Consider the following 16870-nt stretch of genomic DNA (forward strand, 5'->3'; position numbering starts at 1 on the left):
CCTTAAGGATCGAGGGCGAGCGATCGGCCGACCATGAACTCCACGTACCAGGCTGAACCAAAAAGCATGAAGAAGCTCCTACTCACCGCGGTCCTTGCCTCCGCGCTTTCCGCGTGCAGCGATAGCAATGAGCCCAGGGGCAGTCTTGCCAGCAACACCGACGCGCCAGTGCTCGACGCCTTGAAAGCCCAGGGGCTCACCATCCACGGCCCGCTCGACGTGCCCGGCGGTCTCGATGCATTCGCAGCCAGCGCCGGTACGCAGGCGCTCGCCGTCTACGTCATGCCTGACTCCGGCTATGCTCTGATCGGGACGCTGATCGACGAAGCGGGCAATCCGGTTGCTGACGAAGAGTTGCGTCGCATCGTCAGCGAGCCGCTGGAACAGGGTGCGTGGGACTCCCTGGAAGCCGCCGGCTGGGTTGGTGATGGCAGGCCCGATGCCGAGCGTATCGTCTATGTCTTCACTGACGCCAATTGCCCGTTCTGCAATCAGCTATGGACCTCGGCGCGACCCTGGGTCGAAGCCGGCATGGTGCAGCTGCGCCATGTCATGGTGGGCGTGATCCGGGCGGACTCGGCCGCGAAAGCGGCGGCGATCCTCGAGGCAGAGGATCCGGAAGCCGCCCTTGCCTTCAACGAAGTCCATCATTCCGAAGGCGGGATCGTTCCGCTCGAAACCATTTCCGACGAAAGTAATGCCCGGCTCAACGCCAATGTCGAGCTGATGCGTCAGCTCGGTTTCGGCGGCACTCCGGGTCTGATTGCCAAAAGTGACGACGGATCGCTGAAATTCCAGAGCGGTGTTCCTCGCGGGGCGGCGCTCGAGGAGCTGTTCGGCCCGCTTTAGCAGGACGAAAGCCACAGGAGACAGGAAGGTGCAGCCCGAAACAGCGCAAACAAGGGAAGAAAAGCGAGCGCGATTGACGCGACGAGCGCTTCTGGCCGGCGGCCTTGGCGCGCCGGCTGTGCTGCTGGCGTCTCCAGTGCCGGCCGCTGCGCGGGGGATGGTGAGAGATGTCGCTTCATATCACCGGGCGCTCACCGCGCTTGTCGGGAAATACCGCTTTGCGCTGGTCGACATCAGGGCGGACTGGTGCGCGGTCTTCCAGCAAATTACCCGTAGTCGAACTTTATCCATGGTCGTGACAGGTCATGACGAAATGTTGGGCGTAGCCCGCGCCTTGCTGACGGACCTCTTTCCGGTAACGAAAGGTATACGTCTGCTCGGGGTGACGTTATCGTCCCTGGAGAGCCTGGGAGGTACTTCCGCAGCGCCTCAATTGGCGCTGTTCTCGGGACAAGATTGAAGGGTGAGCAGGCTCGATCACGCCGGCAAGACGGCGGCAAACTCTCCGTTGCAGAACCCGGCATGCGCGGCGAGCGCTCGCAGCATAACAGGGCGCCAGTGATTGAGATGGAACTGGCGGCTTTCCACATCTGCCTGGGCTAGAAGATAGCCACGGACGCCATCGGCGCCGGCACTGCCGAACACCATTCTTACAGCCGTCGCCTGACTTGTCAGATAGATATTGATCTCTCGAGCATAGCGCTCATTCAGCTTCAGACGCTGTAGCACAAATGAGAGGCGTTCGCGAACGAGAGGCTGGATAGGAGCGGCTGGATCGATGTCAAAGGTCGCAATCAATCCACCTCCCTCAATTGCAACGCCAGCTCGCAAAAACAGCGCATCAGGGATATTCTCCAAATAGGGATGAAAGAACTGTTGGGCCGGCTCGTCCGCGGCCGATTTGCTCTTGGATTGATTGCATTCCTGGCAAAGAGGAACCAAATTGCGTGAATACACAGCCAGCGGACGGTAGTCCGAGCGCGGAAGATGGTGGTCCAGTTGTCGAGGCGGTGCGATGCCACAGATGGGGCACAACTCAACGCCCGCCATTAGCGTCGATCGAATCGATGCTAACTTGCCGCCCGTTTGGGTGAAGTCGTACCCGCTGTATATCGCGTCCCTCAACTGCTGGAGAAGCTCGCCACCCTTCAGTGCTTCGGACGGGACTCCCAAGCCCGCGTCATATGCGTCATAGATGGCGATCACATTGTCGATCTCAGCTTGGCTCGCAGCATAACCCTTCGAAATTCCGGCGTGAACGTAAGTCTCGATAGCGCGTAGAAGATGCGCTTGAGCCTCATCGCGCGACGGACATGGTAGCGTCCTCATTGGCGAGCCTTCCGGGCGAGCCCAGAAAGGACATATGCGAGCGCCTGCCCGCTAAGGCCGGTTCGAAAATGCTGACCGACTTCCTCAACCGTGTCGTGCGCCTGAATGAGAAGATCGAGAACCTCGTGGTAATCCGTCGCAGCCGAAGTCAAACCAAAAGTATCCTGCGTTAAGGTTCCAACATTCTCGCCGAATGTCTCTTTCTCCGGCACCAAAACCTCAAACTCTGAGCCGATTCGCCTGATTACCCTGACGTGCTGCGCCAGCGTCTCCTGAAGGATGACTGGCGAGTGTGTTGCGATGACCGCAAAAGCATTCTTTTCTTCCAGCACCAGCCTCAATGCATGCATGACTGCCGCAATGAGCGGAGGATGAAGGTGCGTCTCGGGTTCATCATAGAGGACCAGTGACTTTCTGGTCGTATGTGCGACCAGCGACGCGATGGCGTGAAGCGCGATCTTGTGTCCTGTACTCCATCCCAGGAAATTACCGCGAGGATCAACACCAAGAAGCGCCTGTCGATCACTCCCGGCGACATCAGCGAACGAGGCGTCGGCGAGAATCGGCGCGAGAGCAGCGTCAAACAGCGCGTCATCGCCATGCTCCGCAATCTGCGCGATGAGACGAACGAACTCATCGGCGAGTTGCTCGAGCGGTTTCAACTTCGTACTCGGACGCCGATCTTCAGCGTTCAGAACGGTTCGTTCGTCAACATCCGTTGGTCTCGACCTGGCAGATGACAATTGCTCGCGCACCTCGGCGACCACGTCGCGCAGACCGGCGTAAACGTAGCGGCCGCCGCCCTTTTCCATATCGGATGCGATCTGTTCAAGTTCGGTCTCGTATAGGCCCGGAACTGAGAAATTCTCGAACGCGCTGTAGGAGATCGCGATAATGCGCATAAAGCCGATCGACGGTGGATCAAAGACGCCTACCGCGGTTAACTGAGGCCACGCTCTGTCGGACGGTGACGCAAAAGCGACCCGGGCTATGCGTGACAAGAGAGTGCTCTTCCCTGATCCGTTGCGTCCGATCAGCACCACTGCTCGTCGTGGAAGCAAAACCTTGCGCTTACTGGGTCCAATTTCGCGCGTAGGCCCGTAGTAGAGCATCGGACTCGGCGCATCGAAATAGAGTTGGATGGGAGCCGTCCATCCGGCCGGCTGGAACGTGAACGCCAGATGGAGGTCGGGAACTTCGCTGGCGTTGCGGGAGTGAATCTGTCTGGCATCAGCGAGGAACCCCTCGGGTTCCGGATTGTCGCGGAACAGGGATATTCGCCAGCCCTCCTCCTGATTGAACATCGGTTCCAGCTGGGAATTGGCGACAACGTCGTTCAACGAAGCCAGGATTTCGTCTCGATCCGCCCCAGCAATCTCATTGAGCCGCTGGTAGTAGTCGAGTGAGCTGCCGACGGAGCCGAAGTCTGCTGGAAGCCGGTCGAACGGTTCCGTGATCAGGATGCCATCTTGGGTGGTCTGGCCTCGCCGCAGGATCTTGACCGGACCAATCAACGTCGGGGAGCTTCCCTCGCCCTGATAATAGAGGTGATACAGGGTCATGAAGGAGAAATCGTTCCATCGATCCTGCTGGAGTGCGAATTTCGTTGCAAAGCTCTGCACGCCCTGACGGCTCGGTGGAAGCACGCTAATGGCCATCCGCAACCTCACTTCCGCGTCGTTCACCGTGCTGGTTCAATTGGCTCCCGCTGTCCAGTAGCCCGTTCAGAAGCTGCTCACGGTTCACCGTAGGGTTAGCTGATGCAATTCCGATGAGCGCGCATACAACCTCGCGGGCAAGCTCTCTGGCACTCCGCCTATCGTCCCCGGAAATGTCCGCCATCGTCTTGCCGTGCAGAAAGTCGCTCCGCAGCCCGAAAAGCCTGGAATAGGTGTTACCGAACGAACTATCCTTGAGCAGTCCGGAAATTCGGAGCGTGATCCGATACGTCGCACCGGGGTTCTTCCCTGCAATCGTCCTGCGGGCACGTGGGTCATGATCCAGCGGCAGGCCGAGCGCGGCCTCGATCGTCGAAATATGGGCCAGAAACTCATCAATGCCGTCGGTTCGAAAACCACGAACAAAGAAGTGCGCCACTGGACGAGCGAACAACGTGGTCTCGCGAGCTGATAAGATATCACTCCAAGCACTGTGGTTCAGCCAAGTAATTTCGTCGTCGCTGCCATCATCGAGCGGAAAGGTGACTGGCCTTTCGTACTCATGTTCATCGCCATAGACATCGATGTGCCACGCTGGCTCCCAGCTTAGGCTGTCCGGAGACGGCGGCGGAACCCGGCGTGCAAAGACGTCGGAATCGAGGGTGTAAATCCACGGGATTCCGAAACCTCTCCACTCCATTTCCCTCAACCCGCCAATTCGCTCCCACGGGATCGTGAGAAGGCCGAAAAGCGCGGCCTCGACGGCTGAAGGGAGGCCCGTTTGGTGCGGTTCGATTCGCCCAAAATCCTGCCCAAGATTTACGAACAGGCCAGGCAGGCGTCTCCCCTCAGGGCCGTTGTCGTCGTGCGTCACCTGCTCCTCGACGACGAGCCAGTTAAACTCCGAGAACCGTGCGCTATCCAAAGACCAATCTTTGTTGGCGCGGTGGAGACCTTGAACGTCAAACAACTCCTCAAGCTCGGCCGCAGAAAAGCGCCGCACCTGGTTCGGACCGAAGGAAATCGCCGGAAGATCCGATGCCAGATCTAGCGGACACAGGTGCAGCCGCCTCGACGTCGTGCTGCTAATCGCCTTGTCGAGCCTGTCTGCAATCTCGTCTGGACTTGCTGCGAGGCCAGAATCCTGGCCACCGACGAGACAGGCCAAGCCGAGCTGCCGGAGCGCCGAGGCCAACGAAAACCGCAACATGGAGCCCGATCTGATGTGGGGATATCGTGTCTGACAAAGCTCCACAAAACGCTGAAAATCCGGCAGGTTTTGCAGGTGATTGACGTCAGTCGCCGGCGCCCGGGCCAATTTCTCCAGAACATGGAGGATGCCGTCAGTAAAGCCAACCGTGACGCTCACGATGACCGCGTCCGCGCTGGAGTTCGATAGAAAATGACCCGCCCAGTTGGCAGGATCTGGGTGAGGAAATCAAAATCACGGACGTTGCCGGTCAACACGCTCGCACCCAGCTGGCGCGCCTGCAAAAACACGAGAGCGTCATTGACGAACCGGCGCTCGTGTCCCTCCCCCTTGGGTAGATTGCTCAACCGGAAAAGCAGGCCAGCCAACACGCCGGCTTGCCCCCAGATCGCAACGTCAGGCGCATGGAGCCGGTGCGCTGGTATGTCGTCCACCGTCGCACCGACCGTCTCGAGGACCGCCTTCGTCGAACCATGCTTTGGGTCCAGCCGACCAAAGGCGTGCGTCAACTCGGACAAGCAGACCGAGGAATGGTGGCATAGCCGATAGGTAAGCAGCCTGTCGACTTCCACCGGCGACCGTCCTTGCAGGACATCCAGATAGACGCTGGTATCCAGAAACAGCGCCCCCCCGATCGCGGGTTCGTCACCAACCCACGGGAGATCCTCATCTACCCTGCGCTCGAGTGTTCCGGTGTGCTTTTGGGGCTTTAGAGATCGGAGGGTCTCGGAAAGATCAAATCCCAAGATCTATGTCCGCCGGGATGCTGCCCTTCCGGCCGACCAGGCGGGCGCCGAAGTCATCTTCGATGGCCAGGCGCGACAGCGCCAACTCCAACAACTCCGTATCGGAGGTGACATGGGCGCGCTTCTTGGCCGCCTCGATCAGCTCAGAGGGCACCCGCCCTGAAAGACGGGTATTCTTCGCGGCGCCGAGGAGACCGGCAGCTTTCGCTTGCTCGAGCACGAGCCTATTGCGCATCGACGCGACCTTTGCTTCGCTCTCCACGGCATTCCTTGTTTGCGCAGCCATCAGAATCTCCTGTGTTGAACAGAATATAGATTGCGTTGAACGCATGGGCAAGGCCAATTAGCTGCGGGACACCGGGCAGTCGCGCGAACCTATCAAAGTGATCGAATGGGGGAGATAGATGGATTCCATGCAAACCGAGATCGCGCGTTTCCTCGCGGAAAAAGCGATGCGGCAAACGCGTGCCACATATCAACAGGTGGGGGACGCTGTTGGCTGGAACCACCCGACAGGTCGCGGCTTGGGCAAGAACCTCGAAGTCATCCTTCACGCTCTGCATGATCGCGGACTGCCTCCACTCACGACAATTCTGGTCAAGCGAGGTGAGAGACATCCGGCGCCTGATGCCATGTCGTACATACGTGGAGCGCTGGGCGATATCGACATCGAGGCCGCCCAGCGCGAAGTGTTCTCGTTCGATTGGGGCGCGGTCCCGGACCTGGCCCCCGATGGAGACAGACTTCCAGCCGGCAGGGATCTTTGGCTGACCTCTTTCTGGGGGTTCGACCCAGCAAGCTGGGGCTGCATCGGTTTCGCCGACGAGGCCAAGCGCAACCGGTATCTGCGTCTCTCCAGCCCCAATGCCTTGGTGGCGATCTACGTCACCAAGGGCAAGGGTCCCGAGCATATGCGGGGCAAGGTCGTCGGTGTTCTGGAGGTGTCGCACAACGCCGGCCACGCCAGTCAGTTCATCGCTGGCGATCGCTGGGCCGAGAAAGAATTGGACCCTGCCTCGAGAGGCAAGTGGCTATATGCGGTGCAGGCGACGCGCGCGTGGCGGGTCGTTGAGGAGGATTGGAAGCCTGTCGAGCAGTTGTTTCCCGACGCGTATGGGAGCGCGCACGCCGAATATATTGGATCCAGTGGCGTCCAGGTCGGGACATCCGAGGAAGAGCTCCTCCTGCAACTCGATGTTTACGAAGTGCCTGTCTATGGCCAGCAGAACGGTGTCATCGGCACCATTCAGACCCTTGAGTCCGCCTTATCACCAAGCCGCGCGATACCGCCGGCGACCGAACCATATTGGGTTGGCGAAACCGACGGTCCCAAGCACCTCTACATTCTGGAACTCAGTGGCGATACACCTTCCTATCTCGGGCGTTCAGCCGCCGAAGTTGATGGCCGGACCATCATTAAGGTTGGCTTCTCCAGAAGCCCATCGGCCCGGCGCGACCAGATCCAAAGCGCCTACCCGGACGGTCAATACAAATGGGTGATAAAATACCCGCATCCTATTCCAGATTCCGCACCGTATTCGAACGCCAGAGTGGCTATCGTCGGTGAGGATGCCATGAAGCGGCGCCTCGTAACCGAGGGAGCCAAGGTGCTGGGTGGGGAGTTCTTTCTCGCCGAAGATTGGCTCGTTCACAGCACATGGAGAGCGGGCAAATTTGCGGCGGAAAAGGCAATGGAGGGCTGACCAGGCTTCATGCGTTGCTGTTGCACCGCCAGAAATCCGCGCTGAAGTTATTCAGATGGCCACCTGCGCCGAGCCTGACCTCAAACTCATGGGGGATATCCGATCCGTCATGACCCGCCCGAAAATAGTCGCGCACCGACCAGTGGGCCAGTCGCTCGAGGTGCTCCCATTCGCGCAACAACTCACTCTCACGCTCCTCCGCAAGCTTCCTGGCGCTCGGCTTGCGCTCAGGCTTCGGCTGAGCGAGCGCATGAAAATCGAAACGCGGTCGCGACGTGTGTTTGAAGACGATGGAGCCGGATGTCCATTCTTCCTCGATCGTTCGGCGAAACCTGTAGCTAACCCGAACTTGCATGACTTGGGCGACACGCAAGGGAGCCATCGTTGGTTCGTAAATGACGAACAACTGGCTCTCGCGTTCCTCGACCTCCAAGCGCTGCTTCATCTGGCCAAATGCAAAAGTCAGATCACTACCCGCCTTGTGCGCAGAGTATAGCGTCTCTTCGCGCTTCTTCGCTGACTTCGCGATCCTGTATGCCGCAAGCGCACTATCCAGGTGACGGAGCTTGTTGGCCACATAGTCTCCGCAGTCGTCGAGTGGCAGTTTGCTGAGACCTCCCAAATGTTCTGACGTAATGGCTTGGTCAACCAGGTCGCGCAGCACGCCGCTGTCGATTGATCTGATGGCCTGCTTCTCGCGATCACTTAGACTTAGCAAGCCCATCTGGCCTTCCCTGAAACACGAAGCCTGACGGCGTTCATCGATACTGGACTATCCGGTAGCATCATATGGTGGCGAGACAAAGTCACATAGATGTCTTCGACCACGATGTCCGCGGGTGCCTGCTGGCGCGCCATCGTGAGGGTGACAATAATTTTCCCTTTGATTGCAACGTTTTCCTTGTACCGGTCCTAAGTGCTATGAATCGAATTCCTGACCGCTTCAAAAAAAGAGGGCGCATGGCATCAGCAGCATTGCTGGGCTTAGGAAGCCGATCAATTCTTTTGACGAGGTTTGATTTTAACGACGGCATTTTCGATCCCCCACATGCGTAACTTGGCGCGCCGAGTAATGTTCGGTCTATCGACGAGCCGCGAAAGGCTCAGACAATTCCCCAGGCGCGATACCGCCCTCTCCCAGTAACCTCGCGCACGCCGAGCTCGCTGATGAGATTGAGGGCGGCGCGCTGCGTCACCTTGGCGCGTTTGGCGATCATCGGCGCCGACACGACCGGCCGAGACAGGACGAGCTCGATGGTCGTCGGCAGGCTGCTCGACGAACGGCGGCCGTTCAGGCGTCGCGTCATCTGTTCCCGCGCCTGCGCCAGCCGAGCAATATCCTTCGTACCGGCTTCGGCCGAGGCCGACATTGCATCGAGGAAAGCGAGCAGTCGGGTCACGCGGTTGTGGGACCGGCGCCGCTCCCTCGGCACCGCCTTCAGCCCGACATTGAAGCCAAACAGGTGTGACGCCACCTTTCCCCGGGCGCGGAGATATGCAGCGACCAACAGCGCGCCGAGCCAATGCTGGCGTTGCATCGGTTCGAGCGACTCCCACGCATCCCAGATGAGTGCGGCGCCAAGCGTCGGCGGCAGATCATCGGTATCGCGCAGGACACGCTTCCACTGCGCCAACCGATCCTCTTCATCCCAGTCGGGATCACGAACGACAAGATCGCCGACAACGAGTTCTTGGCGGCTGCCTCTCTTAGCGTCAGATACCCTGTCGAGGAGACGCTGTGACTGTTCGAGGACCGCGTCGATATTTGCGAGCTCGCGAGCCAGTGGATCGTCTTCCACAACCATCGGCTCAAGGTCCGCCGGCCCTTCGCTCGCGGGCGTCCCCTCCCCTGCCCCAGCTTCATAGTGACGATCTCCATATCCGGTCAGCGCACCGATCCCCGCGTCGCTCATCGCCCAATCCGCTTTTGCACCGGCGATGCGTCGTCGGGCTCGCAGGATTCCGTGAGCGATCGTCAATTCGTGCGTCGGCGCCCTAACGTCCATCCTCTCATCGTGGAGAACCAGGTCGTCTATATGGACAAGCTCACCTCCCACCCACATGCTGGCCGCCGCGTCGAAGAAATGGCTACGCTCGATGAAGCCCTCGCCGACCGGATTTCGTCGGACCTGCTCGTCAAGCCGCGCAAGGTGATCTTCAGCTCTCCCGATAACCGGAAGTAGGGTCTGGAGAGGCAAGTTCTCGATTGTGTAAACCATTGTTCTCGCGTGGGCTTGTCAGCGTAACAGAAGCTATCATGTCTTTCGCTTCCGTCATAGCGACGGCCATTTCCGCGCGCGTACTATGTAGACGCGACGGGCCTTCGGGATTGAACAGGCGAGCAACGATCGAGCCTGAGAACGACGAGAATGCCCGTTTTCTCGGGCTTTCACCGGCGTCCGATATCGGAAAGCCTTCACAAGAGACGTTTACAAACGATCCTTTATCGTTATCTTCTGTATTTGGAAATCCGCCTCCCCCACTCTCTCAGGCGCTGCAAATGGCCGCTGACATGCAAGAACGTGCTTCTCGTCGACCACAGGGCCGGCTTATCGGCTATGCCCGAGTGTCCACGGACGAGCAGGCGACCGAAGCGCAGGAAATGGAACTGCGTGCGGCCGGCTGCGAGACTGTCGTTCAGGAACATGGATCCGGCGCATCGCGCGCGCGCCCGGCCCTGTCCAGGCTCCTTCGCGATATCAGCAGCGGCGATACCCTCGTCGTCGTCCGGATCGACCGCCTGGCACGCTCCGTTAGCCATCTTCTTGAGGTTATCGAGGGTCTGACAGAAAAAGGCGTGCATTTCCGGTCTCTGCGCGATCCAATCGACACCACGACACCACAGGGCATGTTTTCGCTGCAGGTGCTCGGCGCCGTGGCGCAGCTGGAGCGTTCATTGATCTCCGAACGCACCAAGGCCGGGATAAAGGCAGCCAAGGCCAAAGGGCGGTTGCCAGGCAATCCGGGAATACGCGAACGCCGGCCGGAAGCGCTGGCAAAAATGACGGCTGCGCAGAAAGCGGCCTACGGTGCACGCATCCAGGCGACAGCAAACCAGTGGCTTCCGACCGTGAGGCGTCTGCGGCCAGATCACACATGGGATGATATTGCCCATGTCCTGAAGCAACGCGGCCTTAACTGGACACCGGAGCGCCTTCGTCGCGCGGTCAAATGGATGGTTGCCGAGGGCATGGCGGATGAAGCCCTGCTCCGCAAGTCGCCACCTCGCCTGCCGGAAGATCGCCTGATGACGCTGGTTGCCGGCATTCATTCATCCAATCCCGGCCTGACATTGCGCGAAATCGCCAGCCAGCTTGAGCGATTGCATGAGCGCACACCGCGCGGCGGGACAAAATGGTCGCCTTCCTCGGTCAAAAACCTGCTCGATCGCGCTCGGCGCTCCGGGCTTCTTGAAACCAGCTCTTGAACGGATACAGCAGGAGTGCGCTCATCCTCATGGCAGAGTGGGAATTGCCTCAAACGGGTTTTGGACAGCCACGCCCAGTGGCAGGAAATGTCGCAAATTGCGGCTCAACACCGTGAGTCCATGAACCTGTGCGGTTGCTGCAATAGCAATATCTTCAAAGCCCGGTCTGTGTGCCCTCGATTCATCGAGAATCCTGCCGGCCCGGTGCGCGCAAGCCAGGTCGAACGGCAAAATCCGGTCAGAATAGAGATGCTCTATGGCTCCCCACCAGTCTCGAAGTCGTTGCGCCTTTGTAGTCGTGCCCTCCCGATCAGCCTTGGAAATCCCCGACATGACCTCAGCACCCGTAATCACTGACAGATAGAGGACAGAGCTCGCCCGATTGAACCATGCAACCAGTTCGTCATTCCGCTCGACCTTCGAGGGCGCGAGTGCAGAAATGACGTTCGTGTCTACCAGATACATCAGAGATCCACGTCTCGGGCTGGCGAGCGATTGCGCTCCGGAATATCCCCCTCGTCACCCGGAAACGACGTCAGGAACTGTCCAAATGTGGGAACATGAGACAGACGCTCATAGTCTTCGAAGGAAAGCACCACGGCTTCCTTTCGCCCATGACGTGTGATGACGGCAGGTGTGCCACGAACAGCAGCATCAACGACTGCAGATAAGGTTGCCTTGGCATCCTTGAGCTGGATCTCGCGCATCGCACTCTCCTTTATAACCACAGTAGTCATATAGCTGCATCCAGACCGTTCTTCAAGCTGTGTCATAAAGCTCCGTGAGGGAAATCACTTCACAGGTGCCGAACCTCAGGGGTGATATGAAGCGTCGAGGCATTCAACGGCGTTCTATTCTTCCATCCAATTCCACCCAATTGATCCGGCGCCTTCTGTCAGGTGACGAACGCAACGGGCTCACCGGTTCCGCTTTCGCAGGCTGTTGAGAAGCGACGCCGACACTTCGAGCCGTGGCCCGGGTTCCGATGTCACGTTTTCCAGGGTTTGTCGGTGCTTTCCCTCGTCCAGTTTGGCACGCAGCAGGGCCATCACCATCGGCCAGGTTGAGAATTTCCCGTCTCGCGCCTTGTCTGTCAGGCTGCGCAGATAGCCACCGGCACTGTTGATCTGGTCCGCCCGTTGATAGATCGCTGCAAGCGCAATTGCTGCCTGAACCTCGCCCATGGCCTCGCGAGCCTCTGCCCAGGCACTCGGACTGACCCCCAGCATCGTTCGCACCAACTCCGCTGCCGCCAGAAAGTCGCGCCAGTGTCGGATTTCGCCCGCTTGACCAGCTTCCCGCATGTTCGGGCAGGCATCCAGCACGATGCTCAAGGGGAGATCCCGTTTCGGCAAACTCCGTACATTGTCGGTTTCCGCAACGCTGCCGCCTGCTTCTTTCTTTTTTCTATAGCCGCTTTCATATTCAGAAATGGAGTCTGGGTTTGAATTCTGTATGTGGCGTTCAGATTGAGACTCATTGGCGTTCAGATTCTGTGTTTTTGTAAAGGATTCCAATACATCCCGGATTTCAGCGTGCAGATCGTGAAGCTCGGCGCAAATGTCTTCAATGAGTTGCCTTGATGCCGTGCGGGGAAGTCTGGCGATGACGGCCTGGTAGCTCTGAAGCACCCTGCCCCAGTTCCCTGGCACTCCCTCCTCGATCCCTGCATCGATCATCTTGACGATATCGCGCCGTAGCAGCGTCAGGCGCTCCCGGGCTACCCGAAATGCCTTCTTCTCGGCGTGGACAGCCTCTGCGAGATCCCTGAACTCTTCGGCACGGGCGACGATCGGCGACAGATCAAAGCCATAGGCCTGCTCAATCTCCCCTGCCCTGCTCCTGCGTGCAAAGCGCTTGCCATTCGGGCTATCTCTGCGGATGATCAAGCCACATTCGACCAGAACGGCAAGATGCCGTCGCAGCGTTGCCGGCGAGATGCCGTTAGCGCGGGCGATCAGATGCTCATTCGATGGCCAGACGATAAGCTCCCCCTCGGCCGAGAGTTCGGTTTCTCTATGGAAAGACAGCAAGGCATTGAGGATCGCCAGTGAGCGATCCGTTGCGCCAAGCAGTTCGCGGGCTTCACGGATGTCCTGGAACACCCGCCATTTATTGGCGACCGCCTCTTTCGGCATCGCCTTTGCTCTCGCCTGATTTGCAATCTGGCCAAGCGTCATCGTTCGCCGCCCAAAGGGCGTCGTTGAGATATGCGTCTGCATTGTCCTTCACCTATCGCTAGGCAAAAGAAATCAACCCGCCAAAACGACGTTGAGCCTCATGGGCTCTTGACTGCGATTCTCGGAAATGCGATTCTCTAGCTGCTAACCTATGAGAAGGGCTTCCGGAACTAATTTCGGGGGCCTTTTTCTTTGCCGATTTCCACGTTCAATGCCGCCATACGGCGGCACTCACATCATCTCTCTCCTCCTCCATTCTCCGTTTCTTGCTGAAACTCACGGTAGAGATTATCCAGCCGCGCGGATACGAATGTAGCGAATGCCGGTACTATCTTCTCTTCGAATACAAGCGCGGTCTTGCTACCGCGAGTCTCGATGCGCGCAGCACCCTTCCCCTGCGGAGTCTTCCATATCTGTGCATGGTCGGTACTACGCCGCTTGGGCTTAGCCTGAAGGGCGCGTAGCACTGCCTGGAACCGCGTATCGCTATCGGCTTTCTGAACTGAAGGAGCTTCTAGCGCCTGCTCGGCGACTACCAAGGCAGATCGCGCTTCTAGCAGGTCAGCGAGCGCGAGCCATCGAGCTCGCCCCATCTTCGGCGCTGGTCCAATGCGTCTGACGAGCTCTTCTGGGACACGGCGTGCTACTGTAATGTATCGGCTGATATCAGCCTTGTCGGTCGCTAACGCCGCGACGATCGTCGTACGGTCACAGCCATCCTCTTCCAAGTTTTTCGCAAAAAATGCCTTCTCGATAAATGACAGGTCCGTACGTTCGGAGTTTTCCCGCCCTTGCGCGATTATTAGTTCTCGATCAGCTAGGTCGCGGATAATTGCTAGGACCGGCCGCCCTAGTATATCTGCCGCCCGCATTCGCCGCCGCCCGTAAGCGATCTCAAACATACCGGGAGTATCCGGGTGAGGGCGGACGAGGATCGGAATCTGTTGGCCGTTTTCTCTGACGCTTTCTACGAGCTCATCGAATTTGGGATCGACGTCGATCGAAATCCGATCGGTGATACGCGAGCCAACGATCTTGCTAGTCTCAAGCCAAATTTCACCGTCGGCGATCTGTTGTCTAAGAAGCGACGCTTGCTTGGCGCTATCGGCCAGCTCCTGCAGCGAAGCGCCCATCGCAGAAATCGCCCCCGTCCGCACGCGTTCGCCATCCTTTAGGGCAGGGGGTCTAGACGCCGTGGGAACGGTGTCCGGGCGTTTGAGGAACAGATTGTTGATGGCGTCTTTTCTGCTCACTTCAGCCCCTCCCGCATCAGATCGGTTTGGAGAGTTTTGTATTTGTTGGGAGCTCCCAACAGATGCCATCTGTTAAGCGGCATAAGGTCCACGGCCGGCATGTTGGGAGCTCCCAACACGTCCAACTTCAACGTCGGCAGCCTGTCCATTTCGCCCATCTTCGTCATTGCCGACCCCACGCCTTCTTAATTAGCCCTTCGATTTCCGTATTGACGGCGTTGAGGGATTCCATGGCTCGGTCATAGGTGGCACGCGTAAGGTTCTCGCGTCCGATCTCGTAAAGCGTCTGCTTCGTGAGGCCCGCATCCGAAATGGCCGCTGATTTCACCATTGGATTAGTCAAAACAAAATCATCGAAGAGGTTGCGCAACAGCGCCGCTACTTTTGTTTGCGGCGCATCCTGCGGCTCGAAACGAGTCAGGAGGTAACGGACAAAATCATACTTGAGTTCGCCTCCGGCATCGCGAACGACACCAAGCAGGTCGCGAGTCATAAGAAGGAACTGGCTCATGGAAGAGACATCAAGCATCTGCGGATGAACTGTCACAATCATGGCAGTCGCTGCGCAGAGCCCACTCAGCGTCAGAAAGCCTAGTTGGGGAGGGCAGTCGATCACTACCACGTCGTACTTATCCGCAACATCGTCGAGGGCCGCGGCTACCCTGGCGAAGAACAGCATTTCACCAGTACGACCTACCGTAGTCAGAGCCTTTGGCGTCGTATGCTCAAACTCCATAAGTTCCAGATTGCCGGGCACCAAATCGAGTCCGTCGAAGTAGGTTCGGCGGATTACATCTGAGAGTGGGCGTTTGTTGTCATCGTAGCGTATGGCGGCATAGAGAGTCTGGTTGGAGACGACGTCAACTTCCGGCAGAACACCGAGCAACGCCGACAAGCTTGCCTGCGGATCAAGATCGATGGCAAGAACGCGATAACCCTGCAATGCGAGGTGCTGCGCAAGGTGAGCAGAGGTAGTTGTTTTACCACTCCCTCCCTTAAAATTAGTGACGGCAAGTACCTGAAGATGCTCGTCGGGACGCCGGTGGGGAACAAAATCGATAGCTTCACGACCACGCGGCGAGTGAGAGAGTAACTTCCTGATCTCGTTTATATCCGCCAAAGTGTATAAACGGCGCCCATTGCTCGTCGTTTCTGGCTGCGGTCCTTCACCTGCCAAGGTCATTTTCCTGAGCGTAGAGTCCGAGACGCCAATTAACCGGGCGGCTTCCCCGGACGTGAAGCGCCGAAGCACCTTCAGCGTATCAGGTGCGAAGAGTGCTTCACTCATCGACTGGAGATGCGTACTTAGCAGCTCAGCTTGATTGCCGATCGTCTCGTCGACATTGGGCAGAAGTTCTCGGGTAGGCTGAACCGCTACGCTCACATTAATATCTCTCATCACGGAATTTCGAGCGAAACCGCTCCTTTTCCGTGACGATACCACTGAACCATTATGGCGCAAGAGTTTAATGGTTAATGAGGAGTTAACGCCCGCTACGAGTGAAGCGTTAGTAGGCGGCGCTCAAGTTCACATTATGACGTATTTTCAACTACTTCCTACCCTCTCTCCTTGAAACCCCCATCGTTTTGGGACCCGGCATAAATGCCAGGGGCAACAGCGTTCACTCCAAGCTGATTTCTTGTCCCGGCCAATCGTTCGGCAAAGAATCATCGCGACTCACTGTGGCACGGACCCGGCATTTATGCCGGGCTGACGCATCTGCCGATCTGATGTTGATGTAGCCCCATCACAAGGGGGCAGCGATTTCACATGCGGCAGCATCAACTTACTCATTCCACGTTCGGGCGTATGCGGCAGTTTTTGCTGTGCGCAGGCAGGCGTTTTGCATGACCGCCTCGCGCTCCCACCTCCGTCTGGTGCGCAAGCTGCAGGATGCGCTTGGCGAGACCATTTGTTCAGCACTCGAGGACACATCCGTGGTCGAGATCATGCTGAACCCGGATGGAAGGCTGTTCGTCGAGCGGCTGGGGCAGGGGATCGACAGCATGGGTACCCTGCAGCCAGGGGCCGCCGAAATCATCATCGGCAGCGTCGCGCATGCACTGCAAACGGAAGCAGATGAAGACCAGCCGATTATCTCAGGTGAACTGCCGATCGGTGGCCACCGTTTTGAAGGGCTGCTGCCGCCGGTGGTGGCAGGTCCAAGCTTCACCATCCGCAAACGTGCGTCACGCCTGATCCCGCTGGAGGATTACGTTCGCAGCGCCATCATGACGACGGCACAGGCAGTTTTGATCCAAAAAGCTATCAAGGCGCGCCTCAACATTGTCATTTCCGGCGGCACAGGCTCGGGCAAGACGACGCTCGCCAATGCCGTCATCGCCGAGATGGTACGGACAGCGCCGGAACACCGGCTGGTGATCCTGGAAGATACGGCTGAAATCCAATGCGCAGCAGAGAATGCGGTTCAGCTTCATACCACCGATACGGTCGATATGGCCCGGCTGCTGAAGAGCACCATGCGGTTACGACCTGATCGTATCATCGTCGGCG

The 16870-nt window shown here is 58.3% G+C and carries 17 protein-coding genes; 5 read left to right on the top strand and 12 right to left on the bottom strand.

Annotated elements, in window-relative coordinates; translation table 11 throughout:
• Positions 1-33: 33 nt before the first annotated feature.
• Together dsbG and MIC97_RS22710 are read left to right on the top strand one after the other, a co-directional pair.
• Complete coding sequence (dsbG, locus tag MIC97_RS22705; RefSeq protein WP_239802170.1) at positions 34-849, top strand: thiol:disulfide interchange protein DsbG; 816 nt, start codon at positions 34-36, stop codon at positions 847-849.
• A gap of 28 nt (positions 850-877) precedes the next feature.
• Positions 878-1309, top strand: coding sequence for a hypothetical protein (locus tag MIC97_RS22710; RefSeq protein WP_239802171.1), 432 nt, complete (start codon positions 878-880; stop codon positions 1307-1309).
• A 17-nt stretch (positions 1310-1326) separates the two neighbouring features.
• Here the strand turns inward: MIC97_RS22710 and MIC97_RS22715 are convergent, their stop codons facing one another.
• The 5 genes from MIC97_RS22715 to MIC97_RS22735 are packed head-to-tail and all read right to left on the bottom strand — an operon-like array spanning position 1327 to position 6078.
• The gene (locus MIC97_RS22715) at positions 1327-2178 is read right to left on the bottom strand and encodes an HNH endonuclease signature motif containing protein (RefSeq protein WP_239802172.1); all 852 of its coding nucleotides are present in this window, start codon (positions 2176-2178) and stop codon (positions 1327-1329) included.
• Positions 2175-3836 (bottom strand): AAA family ATPase, encoded by a 1662-nt coding sequence (locus tag MIC97_RS22720; protein WP_239802173.1) that lies wholly within the window; start codon positions 3834-3836, stop codon positions 2175-2177. Before MIC97_RS22720 ends, MIC97_RS22715 begins: the two co-directional genes overlap by 4 nt.
• A complete protein-coding gene (locus tag MIC97_RS22725) occupies positions 3826-5205 on the bottom strand; it encodes a hypothetical protein (RefSeq protein ID WP_239802174.1) in 1380 nt (459 codons plus the stop codon). The genes MIC97_RS22720 and MIC97_RS22725 overlap by 11 nt, the downstream gene beginning before the upstream one ends.
• Complete coding sequence (locus tag MIC97_RS22730) at positions 5202-5792, bottom strand: hypothetical protein (RefSeq protein WP_239802065.1); 591 nt, start codon at positions 5790-5792, stop codon at positions 5202-5204. Before MIC97_RS22730 ends, MIC97_RS22725 begins: the two co-directional genes overlap by 4 nt.
• Complete coding sequence (locus MIC97_RS22735; RefSeq protein ID WP_239802066.1) at positions 5782-6078, bottom strand: hypothetical protein; 297 nt, start codon at positions 6076-6078, stop codon at positions 5782-5784. Before MIC97_RS22735 ends, MIC97_RS22730 begins: the two co-directional genes overlap by 11 nt.
• A 127-nt stretch (positions 6079-6205) precedes the next feature.
• Here MIC97_RS22735 and MIC97_RS22740 point away from each other — a divergent pair, with 127 nt between their 5' ends.
• The gene (locus tag MIC97_RS22740) at positions 6206-7495 is read left to right on the top strand and encodes a hypothetical protein (RefSeq protein WP_239802067.1); all 1290 of its coding nucleotides are present in this window, start codon (positions 6206-6208) and stop codon (positions 7493-7495) included.
• 7 nt (positions 7496-7502) lie between these two features.
• On the opposite strand, the gene MIC97_RS22745 is transcribed toward MIC97_RS22740, so the two are convergent.
• Entirely contained in the window at positions 7503-8219 is a 717-nt protein-coding gene (locus tag MIC97_RS22745; protein ID WP_239802068.1) for a hypothetical protein, read from the bottom strand.
• A 379-nt stretch (positions 8220-8598) separates the two neighbouring features.
• Positions 8599-9714 (bottom strand): RHE_PE00001 family protein, encoded by a 1116-nt coding sequence (locus tag MIC97_RS22750; protein ID WP_239802069.1) that lies wholly within the window; start codon positions 9712-9714, stop codon positions 8599-8601.
• A gap of 281 nt (positions 9715-9995) precedes the next feature.
• On the opposite strand from MIC97_RS22750, the gene MIC97_RS22755 reads away from it, so the two are divergent.
• Positions 9996-10922 carry a recombinase family protein gene (locus tag MIC97_RS22755; RefSeq protein WP_239802070.1) on the top strand — a complete coding sequence of 309 codons (927 nt, stop codon included), beginning with the start codon at positions 9996-9998 and terminating at the stop codon, positions 10920-10922.
• Positions 10923-10949: 27 nt separating this feature from the next.
• Here the strand turns inward: MIC97_RS22755 and MIC97_RS22760 are convergent, their stop codons facing one another.
• The 5 genes from MIC97_RS22760 to repA all read right to left on the bottom strand — a co-directional run bounded on the left by MIC97_RS22760 (position 10950) and on the right by repA (position 15739).
• The gene (locus MIC97_RS22760) at positions 10950-11387 is read right to left on the bottom strand and encodes a type II toxin-antitoxin system VapC family toxin (protein ID WP_239802071.1); all 438 of its coding nucleotides are present in this window, start codon (positions 11385-11387) and stop codon (positions 10950-10952) included.
• The gene (locus MIC97_RS22765) at positions 11387-11629 is read right to left on the bottom strand and encodes a type II toxin-antitoxin system Phd/YefM family antitoxin (protein ID WP_035031610.1); all 243 of its coding nucleotides are present in this window, start codon (positions 11627-11629) and stop codon (positions 11387-11389) included. The genes MIC97_RS22760 and MIC97_RS22765 overlap by 1 nt, the downstream gene beginning before the upstream one ends.
• 210 nt (positions 11630-11839) lie before the next feature.
• Entirely contained in the window at positions 11840-13144 is a 1305-nt protein-coding gene (gene repC, locus MIC97_RS22770; RefSeq protein WP_239802072.1) for a plasmid replication protein RepC, read from the bottom strand.
• A gap of 194 nt (positions 13145-13338) precedes the next feature.
• Positions 13339-14355, bottom strand: a complete 1017-nt coding sequence (repB, locus tag MIC97_RS22775; RefSeq protein ID WP_239802073.1) for a plasmid partitioning protein RepB — start codon at positions 14353-14355, stop codon at positions 13339-13341.
• Between the two features lie 163 nt (positions 14356-14518).
• Positions 14519-15739, bottom strand: a complete 1221-nt coding sequence (repA, locus tag MIC97_RS22780) for a plasmid partitioning protein RepA (RefSeq protein WP_035031759.1) — start codon at positions 15737-15739, stop codon at positions 14519-14521.
• 464 nt (positions 15740-16203) lie between these two features.
• Between repA and trbB the strand changes: the two genes are divergently transcribed.
• Positions 16204-16870: P-type conjugative transfer ATPase TrbB (trbB, locus tag MIC97_RS22785; protein ID WP_239802175.1), on the top strand; the 667-nt coding region annotated here is incomplete at its 3' end.

The organism is Aquamicrobium sp. NLF2-7, assembly GCF_022359935.1.
Lineage (GTDB): Bacteria > Pseudomonadota > Alphaproteobacteria > Rhizobiales > Rhizobiaceae > Mesorhizobium > Mesorhizobium lusatiense.

Excerpts from the sequence above, each read along its gene's own strand:
- dsbG (WP_239802170.1), top strand. The coding sequence starts at position 34 with ATGAACTCCACGTACCAGGCTGAACCAAAAAGCATGAAGAAGCTCCTA.
- MIC97_RS22715 (WP_239802172.1), bottom strand. The coding sequence starts at position 2,178 with ATGAGGACGCTACCATGTCCGTCGCGCGATGAGGCTCAAGCGCATCTT.
- MIC97_RS22720 (WP_239802173.1), bottom strand. The coding sequence starts at position 3,836 with ATGGCCATTAGCGTGCTTCCACCGAGCCGTCAGGGCGTGCAGAGCTTT.
- MIC97_RS22735 (WP_239802066.1), bottom strand. The coding sequence starts at position 6,078 with ATGGCTGCGCAAACAAGGAATGCCGTGGAGAGCGAAGCAAAGGTCGCG.
- MIC97_RS22740 (WP_239802067.1), top strand. The coding sequence starts at position 6,206 with ATGCAAACCGAGATCGCGCGTTTCCTCGCGGAAAAAGCGATGCGGCAA.
- MIC97_RS22745 (WP_239802068.1), bottom strand. The coding sequence starts at position 8,219 with ATGGGCTTGCTAAGTCTAAGTGATCGCGAGAAGCAGGCCATCAGATCA.
- MIC97_RS22750 (WP_239802069.1), bottom strand. The coding sequence starts at position 9,714 with ATGGTTTACACAATCGAGAACTTGCCTCTCCAGACCCTACTTCCGGTT.
- MIC97_RS22755 (WP_239802070.1), top strand. The coding sequence starts at position 9,996 with ATGGCCGCTGACATGCAAGAACGTGCTTCTCGTCGACCACAGGGCCGG.
- MIC97_RS22760 (WP_239802071.1), bottom strand. The coding sequence starts at position 11,387 with ATGTATCTGGTAGACACGAACGTCATTTCTGCACTCGCGCCCTCGAAG.
- MIC97_RS22765 (WP_035031610.1), bottom strand. The coding sequence starts at position 11,629 with ATGCGCGAGATCCAGCTCAAGGATGCCAAGGCAACCTTATCTGCAGTC.
- repC (WP_239802072.1), bottom strand. The coding sequence starts at position 13,144 with ATGCAGACGCATATCTCAACGACGCCCTTTGGGCGGCGAACGATGACG.